Source organism: Verrucosispora sp. NA02020, assembly GCF_013364215.1.
Taxonomy (GTDB): Bacteria; Actinomycetota; Actinomycetes; order Mycobacteriales; family Micromonosporaceae; genus Micromonospora.
The window spans coordinates 1,228,480-1,244,033 of record NZ_CP054923.1 but is presented as its reverse complement, the minus strand read 5'-3'; the positions used below and the strand labels follow the sequence as shown (position 1 = coordinate 1,244,033).

Below are 15,554 nucleotides of genomic sequence, written 5' to 3'. Positions count from 1 at the left end.
ACCGTCGGAGCATGAGCCGTCGCGTGGTCGTCACCGGACTCGGGGCCGTCGCCCCGGGTGGTAGCACCGTCAAGCAGTTCTGGGACCTGCTCTCCTCAGGCCGCACCGCAACCCGGGGCATCACCGCCTTCGACCCGTCGCCCTACCGCTCGCGCATCGCCGCCGAGTGCGACTTCGACCCGGTCGAGGCCGGGCTCGGTCCACAGGAGGCCCGGCGGATGGACCGGGCCACGCAGTTCGCCGTGGTCGCCGCCCGGGAGGCGGTCGCGGACAGCGGGCTCGACCTGCCGGGCGAGGAGGGCCACCGGGTGGCGGTGTCGCTGGGCTGCGCGGTCGGCTGCACCACCAGCATGGAGCGGGAGTACGTCGTGCTCAGCGACGGCGGGCGCTCCTGGCTGGTCGACCCGACGTACGCGGTGCCGCAGCTCTACGACTGGTTCGTGCCCAGCGCGGTGGCGGCCGAGGTGGCACACGTCGTCGGCGCGCAGGGACCCGTCGCCCTGGTCTCCGACGGCTGCACCTCCGGCCTCGACGCGGTCGGGCACGGCGCCGAACTGATCCGTGAGGGCAGCGCCGACGTGGTGGTCACCGGCGGCACCGACGCGCCGATCTCACCGATCACCCTGGCCTGCTTCGACGCCATCAAGGCCACCAGCCCGCGCAACGACGACCCGGAACACGCGTCGCGTCCCTTCGACTCGACGCGCAACGGCCTGGTGCTCGGCGAGGGCGCCGGAGTGCTGGTCCTGGAGGAGCTGGAGCACGCCCGCCGCCGGGGCGCCCCGGTGTACGCCGAGGTCGCCGGCTTCGGCAGCCGCTGCAACGGCTACCACATGACCGGGCTGCGCGCCGACGGCGTGGAGATGGCCGAGGCGATCCGGGTGGCGCTGGCCGAGGCGCACCTGGCTCCCGAGCAGGTCGACTACGTCAACGCCCACGGGTCCAGCACCAAGCAGAACGACCGGCACGAGACGGCGGCCTTCAAACGCAGCCTCGGCGCACACGCCCACCGGGTGCCGGTCAGCTCGATCAAGTCCATGATCGGGCACTCGCTCGGCGCGATCGGGGCGTTGGAACTGGTGGCCTGCGCCCTGGCGATGGAGCACCACCTGGTGCCGCCCACGGCCAACCTGCACGTACCCGACCCCGAGTGCGACCTCGACTACGTGCCGAACGTCGCCCGCGAGCACCGCACCGACACGGTGCTCAGCGTCGGCAGCGGATTCGGTGGCTTCCAGAGCGCGGTGGTGCTGGCCCGGCCCGATCGGCGGGCGGCGTGAACGCCCCGGTCGTCACCGGCCTCGGCGTGGCCGCACCCACCGGTCTCGACGTCGAGGCGTACTGGCAGGCCACCGTGCGGGGGCACAGCGGCATCCGGTCGATCACCCGCTTCGACGCCACCGGCTACCCGCTGCGGCTCGCCGGTGAGGTGCCCGACTTCGTCGCCGAGGAGCACCTGCCGGGACGGCTGCTGCCCCAGACCGACCGGATGACCCGACTGAGCCTGTACGCGGCCGAGCAGGCCCTGACCGACGCCGGGGTGCCGGCGGTCGAGGGCGTCCGGTACGACGTCGGCGTGGCCACCGCCTCCTCGATGGGCGGCTTCGAGTTCGGGCAGCGGGAACTGGAGAACCTCTGGAGCAAGGGCGGCAGCCACGTCAGCGCCTACCAGTCCTTCGCCTGGTTCTATGCGGTCAACTCGGGCCAGATCTCGATCCGGCACAATCTGCGGGGGCCCGGGGCCGCCCTGGTGACCGACCACGCGGGCGGGCTCGACGCGGTCGGGCACGCGCGACGGCAGATCCGTAGGGGCACCCCGGTGGTGCTCACCGGCGGCGTCGACGGCGCACTCTGCCCGCTCGGCCTCGCCGGTTGGCTCAGCACCGGCGGGTTCAGCACCCGCGACGACCCAAGTCGGGCGTACCTGCCGTTCGACGTGGACGCCGACGGTGCCGTGCCCGGCGAGGGGGGCGCGCACCTGGTGCTGGAGGACGCGGAGTCCGCGCGGGCCCGGGGCGCCCGGGTCTACGGCGAACTGGCCGGCTACGCGGCGACGTTCGACCCGGCGGGTGTGCCCGCGACCGGGCTGCGCCGCGCGATCACCGGCGCGTTGCGCGACGCCGGCATCACGCCCGCAGACGTGGACCTGGTCTTCGCCGACGGCGCCGGGGACCGCGTGGCCGACCGGACCGAGGCGGCCGACCTGGCGGAGGTGTTCGGGCCACGACGGGTGCCGGTCACCGCGCCCAAGAGCACGGTCGGCCGGCTCCAGGCCGGTGCCGCCGCACTGGATCTCGCCACCGCGCTGCTCGCCATCCGCGACGGCGTCGCGCCGCACACCGTCGGGGTGGACGCACCCGCCCCCGACTGCCCGATCGACCTGGTCACCGGCGAGCCCCGGTCACTGCCGCTGCACCGCGTGCTGGTGGTGGCCCGGGGCCGGGGCGGCTTCAACGCCGCCGCCGTGCTCCGCCGCGTCGCCCCGTGACCCGCACCGACACCGACCCGAAAGGACGCCCATGACCGCCGACCAGCCGCTCCACCTCGACGACCTGCGCCGCATCCTGCGCGCGTCGGCCGGCGAGGACGACTCCGTCGACCTGGATCGCGAGATCCTGGACACCCCCTTCGTCGACCTGGGTTTCGACTCGCTCGCCCTGCTGGAGACCGTCTCCCGGATCTCCCGCGAGTACGCCGTGACGCTGCCGGACGAGGTGGTCGAGAGCTGCGACACACCACGGTCGCTGCTGGACTACGTCAACCGGACGGCGACCGGGGTCTGAGCAGCGTGACGGGCGCGGCGGGCCGGTCGGCCCGCCGCGCCCGTCACGCTGCGCCGCGCGGCAAAGCTCGCGATCAGTCGGCCACCGGTTGCAGGTGGCGACGTGCCTGCTCCAACGTGCGACGGCTGTTGGTGCCCAGCGAGCGGCGGACCAGGTCCCGGGCGTCGGCGAGGGTCGCCGAGTCGCCGAGCAGCGCGCCGACCCGGTCCGGGCGCAGCACGACCGTGTGGTGCGACGTGGCGACCACACCGTCGCGCTCGGGGCGCAGCGTCCAGGTGCCGGTGTGCGCCGCGAGCAGCGGCGGCAGCACCGTCTGCTTGTAGACGATCCGGTCGGACGGGAAGCAGACCCGCACCGACCGGGTGGTGTGCACACTGTCGTCCGGCGCGACGGTGTCCATCTCCAGGATCTGCACGCCGGGCTCGTCCTCGGTCAGCTCCACCCGGGCCACGTGTGGCAACCGCTCCCGCCAGCGGTCGGCGTGGTACAGGAAGTCGTACACCTCCGGTGCCGGGGCGGCCACGTACACCTCGTCGGCGAAGGAGAGCAGGGTGCCGTCATCGGCGGACTCCGCCGCCGCGCGCAGCGCCGCCAGCTCGGCGGTGCTGTTGTGCTCGACGGCCCGCGCCACCCAGGCGGCGGCGTCGGGATCGTCGTCCACGACGGAGTAGTCGTGCAGCAGGACGACCCGGGTGCCGCCGTCGAGTTGTTCGAGCAGCCACTCGCCGCCCATCGAAGCCACCGGCGCCGCCGACACCTCCTGCCGGAACGTGATCCGGCCCTCGGCCGGTGTCAGTGTCCGACGAGAGATCCAGGAGCGCACCACCCCGTTGGCGGTGGCCCAGAGCCGCAGCCGTTCACGTTGCTGCGGCCCGTCGTCGTCCCGGTCGAGCAGGTCGACGTGGACGGTGGGAGCGAACGTGTACGGCCAGCGGGTGACGTCGGCGATGATCGGGTACACCGCGTCGACGGGCGCGTTCACGTCGACGGTGTGCCGTGTGGTGTGGACGGTGGGATCGGACACGGGAGACCTCCTGCCGGCTCGGTCGGGGTACCCGTCGAGCCTCCCGTGCGCCCATCGGCGTCGGGTGGAGAGTCGTTGGAAGAGTCACCGCACCCGTTGCCCGGCACGGAGGACGGCGGCCACCCGCCGCAGCGCACCGGGCTCGACGGTCGGGTCACCGTGCACCGCGAGCAGGTCGGCGTCGTACCCCGGCGCGATCCGGCCGACCCGGTCGGCGAGGCCGCAGACCTGCGCGGCGCCGGAGGTGACCGCCCGGAGCGCGGCCGTGGGCGGGACACCGAGATCCACCATCGCCTCGACCCCGTACGCCAGCGACGACCCGTGGGGCTTGCCCGGCCCGCAGCCGGCGTCGCTGGCGCAGGCGACGGGAACGCCGGAGCCGGCCACCCGACGCAGGGCCGCGTGCACGGCCGCCCGGCGCGGGTCACCGCCGCCACCGCCGCCCCCGTTTCCGACGGTGCCGAGGGTGAGCGTGATCCGGGTCCCGGCCGCCGCCATCCGGGCCAGCAGTGCCGGGTCCGCGTGCACGCCGTCGGCGGTGACGAACGTGCAGTGTTCGATGCCGTCGAAGCCGGCGGAGACCGCGGCGGCGACACCGTCGGCGGCATGGCAGTGCCCGGTGACCGGCAGCCCGTACCGGTGTGACTCCCGCACGACCGCGGCCAACTCCACCGGCCCGAACTGCATCTCGTGCGGCAGTGAACCGGGGGTGAGCTGGCCGCCGGTCACCACGACCTTCACCACGTCGACACCGCGTTCGGCCCGGTGCCGCACCGCGGCGCGGATCGCGTCGACGCCGTCGACCTCCCCGCCGAGGAACCAGCAGTGTCCGCCGTACGACGTGATCGGTGGCCCGGCGACGAGCAGCCGGGGCCCGAGGTGCGGTGCGTCGGCGGTCTCGGCCCGGACCCGGAGCCCCAGGTAACCCCGGTCGCCGAGGTCACGGGCGGTGGTGACACCGGCGTCGAGTGTCGCCGTGGCGGCGGTCCGCATCCGGGCCAGCAGGGTGTCGTCGTCGGCGACTGCGAGACTGCCCATGGTGTCCGGCGTCGCGTCGAAGGCCAGGTGGACGTGGGCGTCGACGAGCCCGGGCAGCAGCGTCGTGTCGCCGAGGTCGACCAGTTCGGCGCCGCGCGGCGGTGGACCGTCCAGGACCGCCTCGATCACGCCGCCGGAGAGGAGCACGGTGGGTCGCGCCATCGGCACCGGGCGGACCCCGTCGAACAGTCGCCGTGTCCGTAGCGCGAGCATGTGCCTCCTCCGCGTGCCGCCGGTCGTTGCCGGGGCAGCGTGTCAGCTCGCGCTAGAGGTTCGCCGGAGCCCGGCGCTCACCTGCCGGACGTGTGCCTGCAGACGGGCCGAGGCGGCGGCCCGGGCCGCGCCGGCCGCCTGGCGGACGTGGCCGCGCGCCTCCCGGTGGTGGCCGCGCCGCTGGGCCAGCAGGGCCAGCCCGGTCAGCGCCTCGCACCGGGCCTGCGGGTGGCCGATGCGCTCGGCCTCGTGCAACGCACGCCGGTACTCCGGCTCCGCCAGATCCGCCCGGCCCCCGTCCTGGTGCAACGCGGCCAGCAGGTTGCGGCCGTTGACCAGCAGTGCCACGTACCCGCCCTCCTCGGCGAACGCCATCGCCCGGCCCACGTGCCGGTGCGCGCGGTCCCGGTGACCGGTGGCCCGACCGACCCGGGCCAGGCCGTAGGAGGCGAGCGCCACGGAGTGCGCCGACCGGGCGCACCGCCCGAGCCGCAACGCCTCACGCAGCCATCGGGCCGCCTCCCGGTGCGCGCCCAGGTCGCCGCAGACCGTGCCGAGTCGGGCCAGGATCTCCGGCTGGGCCGAGCAGGAACCGAGGCGGTCGCCGACACGTGCCGCCGTCAACAGGTACCGGCGGGCCAGCCGCAGGTCACCGCGCCCGTGATGGGCCATCCCGAGGTGCAGCAGGCAGCGCGCCTGCGCCTGCCGCAGACCGAGTCGCCGGCACAGCCGCAGACCACGGTGCAGCAGGCGGATGGCCTCGTCGAACCGTTTGCGGGGGCGCTGGAGACGGTGCGTGGCCAGCGCCGTGAGCGCGACGATCTCCAGCGGTGCCGGCCCGTGCCGGTGCAACCGGTCGCGGGCGTGTTGCAGGTGCGGCTCGGCGGCGTCCAGGTGGTGCAGGCCCTGCAACGCCAGGCCGAGGTTGAGCCGCGCGATCGCGGCGTGCACCGGCGCCCGGGCCGGATCGGTCGCGCCGACCGCCGCCTCGGCGGCCGACCGCCAGTCGGCGTGGTGCCGGTCGGCTCCGCACGGACCGCGCAACACGTCGGTCAGCCGGACCGCCAGCGGCACCAGCCCCGTGGACGCGGCGTGCACCGCCACCGCGACGAGGTTGCGGCGTTCCCGTGCCAGCCAGCCGCGAGCCGCCCGGCGCCCGGCGAAGGTCGAGGTCCGGGGGGTGACGGGCACCCGGACCACCTCCGGGTGGCACAGCCCGACCGCCTCGTCGGCGGTGCGCAGATACCACCCGCCCAACCGGCGCAGCGCCGCCCGGCGGTACGCGGGGGCGTCCTCGGCGGTGCCCCGCTCGGCGGCGTAGCGTGCCATCAGGCTGTGCAGGCGTACCGCCCCGTCCCGGCCCTGCTCGACGAGTTGGGCGCGGACCAACTCGTCCAGTGCGTGCGACGCGGTGGCGACGGGTAGGCCGGCCAGCTCCGCGACGGTCTCGGCGCGGTGCGACACCCCCGGCACGAGCGCCAGCAGCCGGAAGATCCTCCGGGTACGCGCCGGCAGCGCGGTGTAGGCGAGGTGGAACGCGGTGCGGACCGCCGCGCGACGGCTGCCGGGCAGGCTCAGCGCGTCGAGCGGGTTGGCGCCGAGCAGCTCGACGAATTCGCCGATGCCCTGGCTCGGATGGGTGGCGAGGTGGGCCCCGGCGATCCGCAGCGCCAGCGGCAGGCGGTCGCAGTGGTCGACGAGCGCCGCCAGCGCCGCGCGTTCCCGCGTGACCCGGTCCGGTCCGATCATGACGGTCAGCAGCGCCGCCGACTCGGCGGGGGAGAGCACGTCGAGAGCGACGACCCGGACGCCGGGGCAGGAGGTGAGGGCCTCCGGTCGCCCGCGGTGCGTGACGAGGACCGCGCAGTCGGCGGCGAGTGGGAAGAGGCCGCGCAGCGCCGAGGCGTCGTGCAGGTCGTCGATGACGATGAGTACCCGGCGACCGGCGAGGCGGCGCTGCAACGCGCGGGCCCCGGCGGCCGGGGTGGCCGGTGGACGGTCCTCTCCGGCGGCGGTCAGTAGTTCGGCGAGGATCTGCGGCCAGTCGCGGCCTGCGCCGTCGGCCTCACTGGCGTGCACGTACCACTGGCCGTCGGGGAACCGGTCCCGCAGGCGGTGTGCGGTGCGGACCGCCAGCGCCGACTTGCCGACGCCCGGTGCCCCGGTCAGGCAGACCACCGGTGGCCCGCCCGGCGTCGCGCGCAGCGCCGCGTGCAGCTCCTGGAGGGAGTCGCCTCGCCCGGCGAAGTCCGCGACGTCCGGGGGTAGTTGGCACTGCGCCCGCCAGCCGCTGCGGGCGGCCACCACGGGACGGTCGGTCCGACGCTGCGGCGTCCGGGGCCGCGCGGCGTCGCCGGTCTCGGCCAGCAGTCGTCGGTACCGCTGCCGCAGCTCCAGGCCGGGCGTCGCGTCGAACTCCTCGCGCAGTCGGTCGCGGGCCCGGTGGTACGCGGCGAGTGCGGCGGCCCGGTCACCGCTGCCGGCGAGCGCCTCCATGAGCTGCGCCCAGAGGCGTTCCCGCTGCGGGTGCGCGACGACGGCGGTACGCAGTTCCCCGACGACCTCGGCATGCCGACCCAGGGCCAGTTCGAGTTCGAAGCGTCGTTCCGTCAGGTGCAGCAGATCCGTCACCAGGCCGGTGACCACCTCCTGCCGGATGCGTACCGACGGCACCAGGGCGAGTGGTTCCCCGCGCCACTCCGCCAGCGCCTGCCGCACCCAGTACATTTCGACGTCCGGCCGTCCGGCGCGTCGTGCCTCCCGGGCCCGTGTCGCCGCCTCGCGGTAGCGGTGCAGGTCCAGTGACCCGGGCGGTACGACGATGCGGTACGCGCCCGGTCGGGTCTCGATCGGCGCGGGCACGTCGGGGCGGATGCCGGCGAAGAGGGCGCGCAGCCGGGAGAGGTGCACGTGGAGGGCGGCCCGGGGGTTCTCCGGGGGTCGGTCGTGCCACGCCGCGCCGACCAGTTCCGGCGCGCCGACCCAGGTGTTCGCCCGCAGCAGCAGCGCCGCGAGGAAGACGCGTTGCTTCGGGGCGGTGACCGGCACCGGGCAGCCGGAGAGCGTCGCGACCAGGGGTCCCAGGACGCGGTACTCGTCGTCGGCGGTCTGCCCGGTTCCGGCTGTCGCGGTCACGCGGCCTCCTGGACGGTGGGCCTTCTATCGTCGCGCCTCGATGTTTCCGGACGGGAAATGCGTGCCGGTCATATTCGTCATGTGGGTTGCAGGGTGGCGAGCGTCGACCGTCGGGGCACGTCGCGCGGGGGCAGGCCGCAGGCCTCGGCCAGAAGCGCGTACGAGCGCACCCGGGCCCGGTGGTCGTGGATCGTGGACAGGACGACGAACTCGTCCACGCCCACCGCCTCGCTCATCGCGGTGAGCTGCCGCGCGACCTCGTCGGGGGAGTCGACCAGGTAGCGCGGCCACTCGGTGCGCTCGGTCGACAGATCCTCGGCGAGACCGGGTAGCTGGGCGAGCGCCACCTCGGCGGGGGGCACGGGTCGCAGGTCGCCCCGCGACATCCGGTGCCGGAAGAGGCGCTGGCTGGCGAAGATCTGCTCCGCCTCCTCGCGGGTCGGCGCGCAGTAGACGCCGATGCCGACCATCACCCGGGGGGTGCCGCCGGTGCGCGGGTCGAAATGCCGCCGGTAGGTCTGCACCGCCTCGGTGACAAGCTCCGGGCGACCGAAGTGCGCGAAGGAATACGGCAGCCCGAGTCGACCGGCGAGGGCCGCGCTGGGCGGACTCGCGCCGAGCAGCCAGACCTGGGGGGTGCCCTCCACCGACGGCATGATGCCGCCCTGGTCGCCGACGGCGCCGAGGAACGCGCGCACCGCGTCGACCTGGTCGCCGAACGCGTCGTCGGAGGAGGTGTAGAGGTGCGGGTTGAGCAGCCGGGCGTCGCGGGAACTGGCTCCTGCGCCCCGCCCGATGCCGAGGTCGACCCGGCCCGGTGCGAGGGCGTGCAGCACCCGGAAGGTCTCGGCGACCTTGAACGGGCTGTAGTACGGCAGCAGCACGCCGCCGCTGCCGATGCGGATCCCGCTCGTCTCACCGCTGAGCCGGGCCACCATGACCTCGGGGGCCGGGCTCGCGAACGACGGCGTGGCGTGGTGCTCGGCGAGCCAGTAGCGGTGATAGCCCAGCGCGTCGGCCGCGCGGGCCAGGTCGAGAGTGTGGTGCAGGGCCTGGGCCGGAGTGGACCCCTCGGGGATCATCGACTGGTCGAGGATCGACAGCTGCACGGGTGCTCCCTGCGTGTCAGGCGTCGGCGGGCAGGCCGACGGGGCGGGTGAGCCGCGCGACGACGGAGGCCAGGCGCTCGTCGAAGGCGGCGGCGTCCAGTGCGGTGGCCAGCTCCGCCCGGCATGCCTGGGCGGCCAGGGCGTGCCGTTCCAGGCCGGGCTCGGTGATCTGGCAGTAGACCCCACGGCGGTCGTGCGCGCAGCTCACCCGGGCCGCGAGTTGCTTGGCGGTCAGGCGGGTGACCAGGCGGCTCATCGAGGACTGGTCGAGGGCGACCGCGTCGCTGAGGTCCTGGATACGCATGCCCCGAGGGTTGCCCCGGGTCAGCTCGTCGAGCACGAGCAGCTCGGTGAGGGTCAGGTCGAAGTCGCGGGTGAGCCGTCGGTCCAGCGTCTGCCCGAGTCGACCGGTGAGGACGGTCAGCTGCCGCCACAGGGCGAGCAGGTCGGGCTGTCCGTCGCGTCGCTCCGCCATCGGGCCCCCTTCGTCTGCTACCGCCCTACCCTACATGTCGCTGCTCATTCAATGTAACAGCATCTTCTTTTCGTGCCTGACTGCGAGTCGGGGCAGGGAAACACGCGTACGGCACGCTGAAGTGCGCCAGAATAATGTGTGCACATGCATGTAGTATCCCAGCGTCAATCCCCGATCACCCGGCTCGGAGGTCCACACCATGTCCAGTGACACGCCGTCTCTGGCCGCAACCGAGGGGGCCGCGTCGCGGCGGGCACCCGACGACGCGCCCGATCCCACCGGCCCGACCCCGGTCACCGACGACCGCCTCGACCCGGCCTTCCTCAAGATGGCCGGGGTCCTGCTGCTGGCCCTGCTCATGGCGCTTCTCGACGAGACGATCGTCAACGTCGCGGTGCCGCGCCTGACCGCGGTGTTCGACGCGCCGCTGTCCACCATCCAGTGGGTCACCGCGGTCTATCTGCTCGCCGTCGCGATGGCCACCCCGGTCGCCGGGTGGGGGGTGGACCGGTTCGGCGGCCGACGAGTGTGGATCTTCGCCGTCGTGCTGTTCACCCTCGGCTCGCTGCTGTCCGGTCTGGCCTGGTCCGCCGAGAGCCTGATCGCGTTCCGCGTGGTCCAGGGGATCGGCGGCGGCATGATCTTCCCGGTCGTGCAGGCACTGATCGCCCGCGCCGCCGGCCCCGCCCGCGTCACCAAGGCGATGGGCCTCATCTCGATCCCGCTCACCGTCGGCCCGGTGCTCGGCCCGATCCTCGGCGGCTTCTTCGTCGACGACATCAGCTGGCGGTGGATGTTCTTCATCAACCTGCCGGTCGGCGTGGTGGCGCTGGTGCTCGCGCTTCGTGTGCTGCCCGCCGACGGTCCCACCGGGGACACCACCGCGCCGAAACTGGACCTGCTCGGCCTGGCCCTGCTCTCGCCCGGATTCGCCGCGCTGATCTACGGCCTCGTCACCGCCGCGCACCGCGGCGACTTCGGTGACGGGCGGGCGGTCACCGCCTTCGTCGTCGGCGCGGCCCTGCTCGTGGCGTACGTGCTGCACTCCCTGCGTACCAGCGCACCGCTGATCGACGTACGGCTGTTCCAGAAGCGCGGGTTCACCACGTCGGTGGTCACCATGCTGCTCGTCGGCGCGGTCGCCAACGCGCTGCTGTTCCTCACCCCGCTCTACTACCAGCAGGCGCGCGGGTTCGGCGCACTGCACGCCGGCCTGCTGATGGTCCCCTCCGGCATCCTCGGCGCCGCCGGTGCCATCGCCGTCGGCAAGACCGGTTCCCGCCTCACCGCGCGGGCCACCGCACCGATCGGCATGCTGCTCGCCGCACTCGCCGCGCTGGTGCTCTCCGGCGTCGGACCGGACACGTCGCAGACGGTGACCGCCGTCGCGTTCGGCGTCGGCGGATTCGGGATCGGGTTCACGGTGCCGGGCGTGATGGCGTTCATGTACCTCGCCGTCGGTGACGCCGACGCGCCCCGGGCCACCAGCGCGCTGTTCATCCTCAACCAGATCGGCGGGGCGCTGGGCATCGCCGTGGTGGCGGTCGCCCTCCAGGACCGTCTCGCCGCCGCCGGGACCTTCGCCCCCGAGGCGTACGGCCGGACGTACTGGTTCGTGGTCGGGTTCGCGCTCGTGGCCGGTTTGGCCGCCGCGTTCGTGCCCGGACCGCTGCGCGCGCCACGACAACCCGCCTGACGCTGGGGGCGTCCTCGACCCGGCCGCGAGTGTCCACGGCTAGAACCGGCGGTGGCGGCACCGCGCCGCCGGTCGACGGAAGAGGAGCCCCCGCATGCGCGTCATCCGTTACTCCGAGCACGGCGGTCCCGAGGTGTTGACCGTCGACAAGGTGCCGGTGCCGGAGCCCGGCGAGGGCCAGTTGCGCGTCCGGGTCGAGGCCGTGGGCGTCAACTTCATCGAGACCCAGCTGCGCTCCGGCACCGCACCGTTCCCGTCACCGGTGCCCAGTGCGCCGCGCGGGGACGTGGTGGGCCGGGTGGAGGCGGCCGGACCGGGCGCGCACCGCTTCGCGGTCGGCGACCGGCTGGCCGCCTGGGGCGTGGCCGACGCGTACGCCGACCACGTCCTCGTCACCGACGGGCAGGCCGTCGCCGTACCCGACGACGTGTCGGCGCCGGTCGCCACCGCGCTCGCCTCGACCGCCCAGGTCGCCGCGAACGTGCTCAGCGTCGGCCGGCTCGCCCCCGGCGAGTCGGTGCTCGTGCACGCCGCCGCCGGGGCGATCGGGCACCTGGTGACCCAACTGGCGAAGCTGCGCGGCGCCGGGACCGTGATCGGCACGGTCGGCTCGCCGGAGAAGGCGGCGTTCGTCCGCGACCACGGTGCCGACGTCGTGGTCGACTACACCGCACCGGACTGGGCCGAGCAGGTGCGGGCGGCGACCGGTGGCGCCGGAGTGGACGTGGTCCTGGACAGCGTCGAAGGGCCGGTGTTCGCACCCAGCCTCGCGTTGCTGAAACCGCTCGGCCGTCTGGTCTACTACGGATTCGCGGGCGCCGACGGCGACGTGGCGCGGGTCGCCCTGACCGATTTGCTCGGTCTCAAGAGCATCGTGGGCACCGCGTTCGACGCCTGGCTCGCCGCCGCCCCCGAGGAGGCGGAACGCCATCAGCGGGAGCTGACCGAGCTGGTCCGGGACGGCCGGCTGCGGGTGGCGGTGCACGCGGTCCTGCCCCTGGAGGAGGCGGCGCAGGCACACCGGCTCATCGAGGACCGTCGCCAGCTCGGCCGCGTGGTGCTGGTCCCGTGACCGCCGTCGAGCACCGGCCGCTGGTGGTGGTCGGTGCCGGCCCGGCCGGTCTGAGCACCGCCATCTTCGCGAGCCTGCACGGGGTGCGTCCCCTGGTCGTGGAGCGCCGCGCCGGCACGTCGACCGGGGTCAAGGCGACCGGTCAGTACCCGCACACCATGGAGGCGCTGCGGGTGGCCGGCCTGGTGGACCGGATCCGCGACCTGAGCCGTCCGGACCGTACCGAGTTCTCCATGGTGCTCGCGCCCCGACTGGGCGGCCCGGTCACCAGGACGCTGGTCAGCGGCCGGGAGCTGACCATGCGGCACGTGTCGCCCGAGGAGTGGGGGACGGCCAGCCAGTCCGGTGCGGAGGCCGCTCTCGCCGAGCGGGCCCGTGACCTCGGCGCCGAGGTGCGCTTCGGCACCCGGCTGCTCGGCCTGGCGCAGGACGACGACGGTGTGACCGCGTTCCTGGAGGAGACCGAGACCGGTACGCGTCACCGGGTGCGGGCGCCGTACCTGGTCGCGGCCGACGGCTGGCGCAGCCCGGTGCGGGAGTCGCTCGGCGTACCCCTGCAGGGGCGTGGCGTGGTGGGGCAGGTCCTGCGGGTGCTGTTCAAGGCCGACCTCAGCGAGCCGCTGGCGCACACGCCCGGTGCCGCCGACGGCTCCCGGTTCGCGGCCTTCCACGTCAACCGGGCGGTGCTGTTCAACACCGAGATCCCCGGCCTGTACGGCTACTTCCGCAACCTCACCCCGGAGCTGCCGGAGGGCTGGCACCGGTCCCGGGAAGCGATCGCCCGGCAGATCACCGTCGACCTGGGACTCGACGCGGACCTGCCGATGGACATCACCGAGTACGGCGAGACCTCGATCGCCTGCGCGGTCGCCGAACGGTTCCAGGTGGAGCGGGTGCTGCTGGCCGGCGACGCCGCCCACGTGATGCCGCCGACCGGCGGGCTCGGCGGCAACACGGCGATCATGGACGGGTGGTACCTGGGCTGGCGGCTCGCCGCCGTGGTCCAGGGCTGGGCGGGGCCCGACCTGCTCTCGACGTACCAGGCCGAACGGGGGCCGTACGCCCGGCTGCTCGTCGAGCAGCAGTTCGCCAACCTGGTCGAGCGGGTGGCGCCGGAGCTGCGCGACGACAGCGTGCCCGCCCCGCTGCCACCGGCCGTGCTCGCCTTCGGCTACCGGTACCCGGCCGGTGCGGTCCTGCTCGAACCCGGCGACGACGGCACGCTCGTGGAGGACCCGACCACGGCGACCGGCCGGCCCGGATCGCGGGCGCCCTTCCTGCCGCTCACCGGCCCGGACGGCGCCGACACCTCGACGACGGCACTGTTCGGCACGGGGTTCGTGCTGCTGACCGGGTCGGCGGGGGCCGCCTGGGCGGAACCGGCGAGGCAGGCCGCCGAGCGGCTCGGCGTGCCCCTGGTCGTGCACACGATCGGCCCGACGGGGGAGTACGCCGACCGGGACGGCCAGTTCGACGCCCGCTACGGCATCGGGCCCGACGGCGCCACGCTGGTGCGGCCGGACCGTTTCGTGGCCTGGCGGGCGGTGGGCCCGTTGCCCGATCCCGAGGCGCGGCTGGAGCAGGTGCTACGGACCCTGTTGCGGCGATGAGACGTGCGCGGTGGCGGCCGGACGCTCCCCGGGCCCACCGTGCCGGGAGGCGGGCGGGCCGCCCCACGCCTGCGGCGCGAACGGGCGGGCGCCGTGCAGCGCCACCAGCTCCGGCACCACCGTGTCGCCGACGGTCAGCACCGCGCACCGGGAAGTGCCCGGCAGCAGGTCGTACACCTGCTCGGCGTCGCGGACGTCGTCCAGCACCAGCAGCACACGCCGGTCGGCGAGCCGGGCCCGGTACGCGGTGACCAGTTCCCGGCGGTGCCGTGGCACGGCGTCGGCGGCCAGACCGGAGCGTCGCAGCAGCCCGGCGAGCACCTCGGCCGGGTCACACGGCCGACCGGCGGGGTCGGTCAGGCGCACGTACCACTGCCCGTCCGGGAACGTCGCGCGCAGCCGGCGTGCCAGCGCCGCCACGTCGGCGGTGCGGTCCGGGCCGGGCGGACCGGCGAGGCACACCAGGGGCAGCGCGGTGCCGGCCTCCCGACCGGCCAGCGCGGCGGCGACGGCCGTCCAGCCGGGGCCGCGCGGCTCCCGGTCGGCGTCGACCGGCGGTAGGTCGGTGTGCGTGTGCCAGCCGTCCCCGGCGACCCGCCGGTACACCGCCTCCAGCTCCGGCCCGGGCGTCAGCCCCAGTCGGGTCCGCAGTGTCGCGCGGGCCCGCTCGTACGCGGCCAGGGCCGCCGCCCGGTCACCGGCACGTTGCAGCGCGGTGACCAGCAGGCACCACAGCCGTTCGCACACCGGGTACGCGACGACCAGGGCCCGCAGTTCCGCCACGAGTTCACCGGGCGGCCGGGTGGCCAGCTCCAGTTCGTAGCGTCGTTCGAGCAGCCGTAACCGCTCCTCGACCAGCACCGGGGTGACCTCCTCGGCGAGCGAGGGCACCACCGCGAGAGACTCCACGGTGGACGGTCGCGCCGGATCCTCCTGCCACTGCGCCAACGCCGCCCGGACGTGGGTGAGTTCGCCGGCCGGGTCGTCGCCGAGTCGGGCCTGTTCCGCCCTACGGGCGGAGGTGCGGAACCGGTGCAGGTCGACGGTCTCCGGCGGGGTACGCAGCGCGTAGCCACCACCGAGGGACCGCACCCGGGGGCGGGGCGAGTTCGCCGGCACTCCGGGCCGGTCGCCGAGCACCGCGCGCAGCCGGGCCACGTGCACGTGCAGTGCGGCGGCGGGTCGGGCCGGTGGGCGGTCACCCCACAACCGGGGGTAGAGCTCGTCCAGCGGCACCTCCTCGTTGACCCGCCACAGCAGCGTCACCAGGAGTGCCTGTTGTTTCGGGGCGCCGATCGGCACCGGTCGTCCGTCGATTGTGACCTGCAGCGGCCCGAGAATGCGAAAGTCGGTCACCGAGTCCCCCGTCGAGCGGCGGAACGCACGCACAGTGTCAGGT

Annotated in this window: 12 protein-coding genes; 6 read left to right on the top strand and 6 right to left on the bottom strand. The window is 74.5% G+C overall.

What is annotated here, in order from left to right; all coding sequences use genetic code 11:
* Positions 1 to 11: 11 nt before the first annotated feature.
* Genes HUT12_RS05345 through HUT12_RS05335 form a run of 3 tightly spaced genes read left to right on the top strand, consistent with a single transcriptional unit; the run spans position 12 to position 2,783 of the window.
* Positions 12 to 1,280 (top strand): beta-ketoacyl synthase, encoded by a 1,269-nt coding sequence (locus tag HUT12_RS05345; protein ID WP_131057750.1) that lies wholly within the window; start codon positions 12 to 14, stop codon positions 1,278 to 1,280.
* The gene (locus HUT12_RS05340; protein WP_176092684.1) at positions 1,277 to 2,488 is read left to right on the top strand and encodes a ketosynthase chain-length factor; all 1,212 of its coding nucleotides are present in this window, start codon (positions 1,277 to 1,279) and stop codon (positions 2,486 to 2,488) included. The genes HUT12_RS05345 and HUT12_RS05340 overlap by 4 nt, the downstream gene beginning before the upstream one ends.
* Before the next feature lie 31 nt (positions 2,489 to 2,519).
* Positions 2,520 to 2,783, top strand: coding sequence for an acyl carrier protein (locus HUT12_RS05335; RefSeq protein ID WP_176092683.1), 264 nt, complete (start codon positions 2,520 to 2,522; stop codon positions 2,781 to 2,783).
* A gap of 73 nt (positions 2,784 to 2,856) precedes the next feature.
* On the opposite strand, the gene HUT12_RS05330 is transcribed toward HUT12_RS05335, so the two are convergent.
* From HUT12_RS05330 to HUT12_RS05310, 5 genes are all read right to left on the bottom strand, one after another.
* The gene (locus HUT12_RS05330) at positions 2,857 to 3,807 is read right to left on the bottom strand and encodes an aromatase/cyclase (RefSeq protein WP_176092682.1); all 951 of its coding nucleotides are present in this window, start codon (positions 3,805 to 3,807) and stop codon (positions 2,857 to 2,859) included.
* An 84-nt stretch (positions 3,808 to 3,891) separates the two neighbouring features.
* Positions 3,892 to 5,058 (bottom strand): amidohydrolase family protein, encoded by a 1,167-nt coding sequence (locus tag HUT12_RS05325; RefSeq protein WP_176092681.1) that lies wholly within the window; start codon positions 5,056 to 5,058, stop codon positions 3,892 to 3,894.
* 42 nt (positions 5,059 to 5,100) lie between these two features.
* Positions 5,101 to 8,193 (bottom strand): BTAD domain-containing putative transcriptional regulator, encoded by a 3,093-nt coding sequence (locus HUT12_RS05320; RefSeq protein ID WP_176092680.1) that lies wholly within the window; start codon positions 8,191 to 8,193, stop codon positions 5,101 to 5,103.
* Positions 8,194 to 8,270: 77 nt separating this feature from the next.
* Positions 8,271 to 9,302, bottom strand: coding sequence for an LLM class flavin-dependent oxidoreductase (locus tag HUT12_RS05315; protein ID WP_176092679.1), 1,032 nt, complete (start codon positions 9,300 to 9,302; stop codon positions 8,271 to 8,273).
* Between the two features lie 16 nt (positions 9,303 to 9,318).
* Positions 9,319 to 9,777: a MarR family winged helix-turn-helix transcriptional regulator gene (locus tag HUT12_RS05310; protein WP_131053973.1), complete on the bottom strand. Its 459-nt coding sequence runs from the start codon at positions 9,775 to 9,777 to the stop codon at positions 9,319 to 9,321.
* Positions 9,778 to 9,976: 199 nt separating this feature from the next.
* On the opposite strand from HUT12_RS05310, the gene HUT12_RS05305 reads away from it, so the two are divergent.
* The 3 genes from HUT12_RS05305 to HUT12_RS05295 all read left to right on the top strand — a co-directional run bounded on the left by HUT12_RS05305 (position 9,977) and on the right by HUT12_RS05295 (position 14,155).
* On the top strand, positions 9,977 to 11,473 hold the full coding sequence (locus HUT12_RS05305; RefSeq protein WP_176092678.1) for a DHA2 family efflux MFS transporter permease subunit: 1,497 nt from the start codon (positions 9,977 to 9,979) through the stop codon (positions 11,471 to 11,473).
* Between the two features lie 94 nt (positions 11,474 to 11,567).
* Positions 11,568 to 12,545: a zinc-binding dehydrogenase gene (locus HUT12_RS05300; RefSeq protein ID WP_131053975.1), complete on the top strand. Its 978-nt coding sequence runs from the start codon at positions 11,568 to 11,570 to the stop codon at positions 12,543 to 12,545.
* On the top strand, positions 12,542 to 14,155 hold the full coding sequence (locus HUT12_RS05295; RefSeq protein ID WP_131053976.1) for an FAD-dependent oxidoreductase: 1,614 nt from the start codon (positions 12,542 to 12,544) through the stop codon (positions 14,153 to 14,155). Before HUT12_RS05300 ends, HUT12_RS05295 begins: the two co-directional genes overlap by 4 nt.
* Here HUT12_RS05295 and HUT12_RS05290 read toward each other — a convergent pair.
* On the bottom strand, positions 14,132 to 15,511 hold the full coding sequence (locus tag HUT12_RS05290) for a BTAD domain-containing putative transcriptional regulator (RefSeq protein ID WP_176092677.1): 1,380 nt from the start codon (positions 15,509 to 15,511) through the stop codon (positions 14,132 to 14,134). The two genes, HUT12_RS05295 and HUT12_RS05290, sit on opposite strands and share 24 nt — an antisense overlap.
* Positions 15,512 to 15,554 lie beyond the last annotated feature (43 nt).

Coding starts and splice junctions, on each gene's coding strand:
- HUT12_RS05345 (WP_131057750.1), top strand. CDS start 12: ATGAGCCGTCGCGTGGTCGTCACCGGACTCGGGGCCGTCGCCCCGGGT.
- HUT12_RS05335 (WP_176092683.1), top strand. CDS start 2,520: ATGACCGCCGACCAGCCGCTCCACCTCGACGACCTGCGCCGCATCCTG.
- HUT12_RS05325 (WP_176092681.1), bottom strand. CDS start 5,058: ATGCTCGCGCTACGGACACGGCGACTGTTCGACGGGGTCCGCCCGGTG.
- HUT12_RS05310 (WP_131053973.1), bottom strand. CDS start 9,777: ATGGCGGAGCGACGCGACGGACAGCCCGACCTGCTCGCCCTGTGGCGG.
- HUT12_RS05305 (WP_176092678.1), top strand. CDS start 9,977: ATGTCCAGTGACACGCCGTCTCTGGCCGCAACCGAGGGGGCCGCGTCG.
- HUT12_RS05300 (WP_131053975.1), top strand. CDS start 11,568: ATGCGCGTCATCCGTTACTCCGAGCACGGCGGTCCCGAGGTGTTGACC.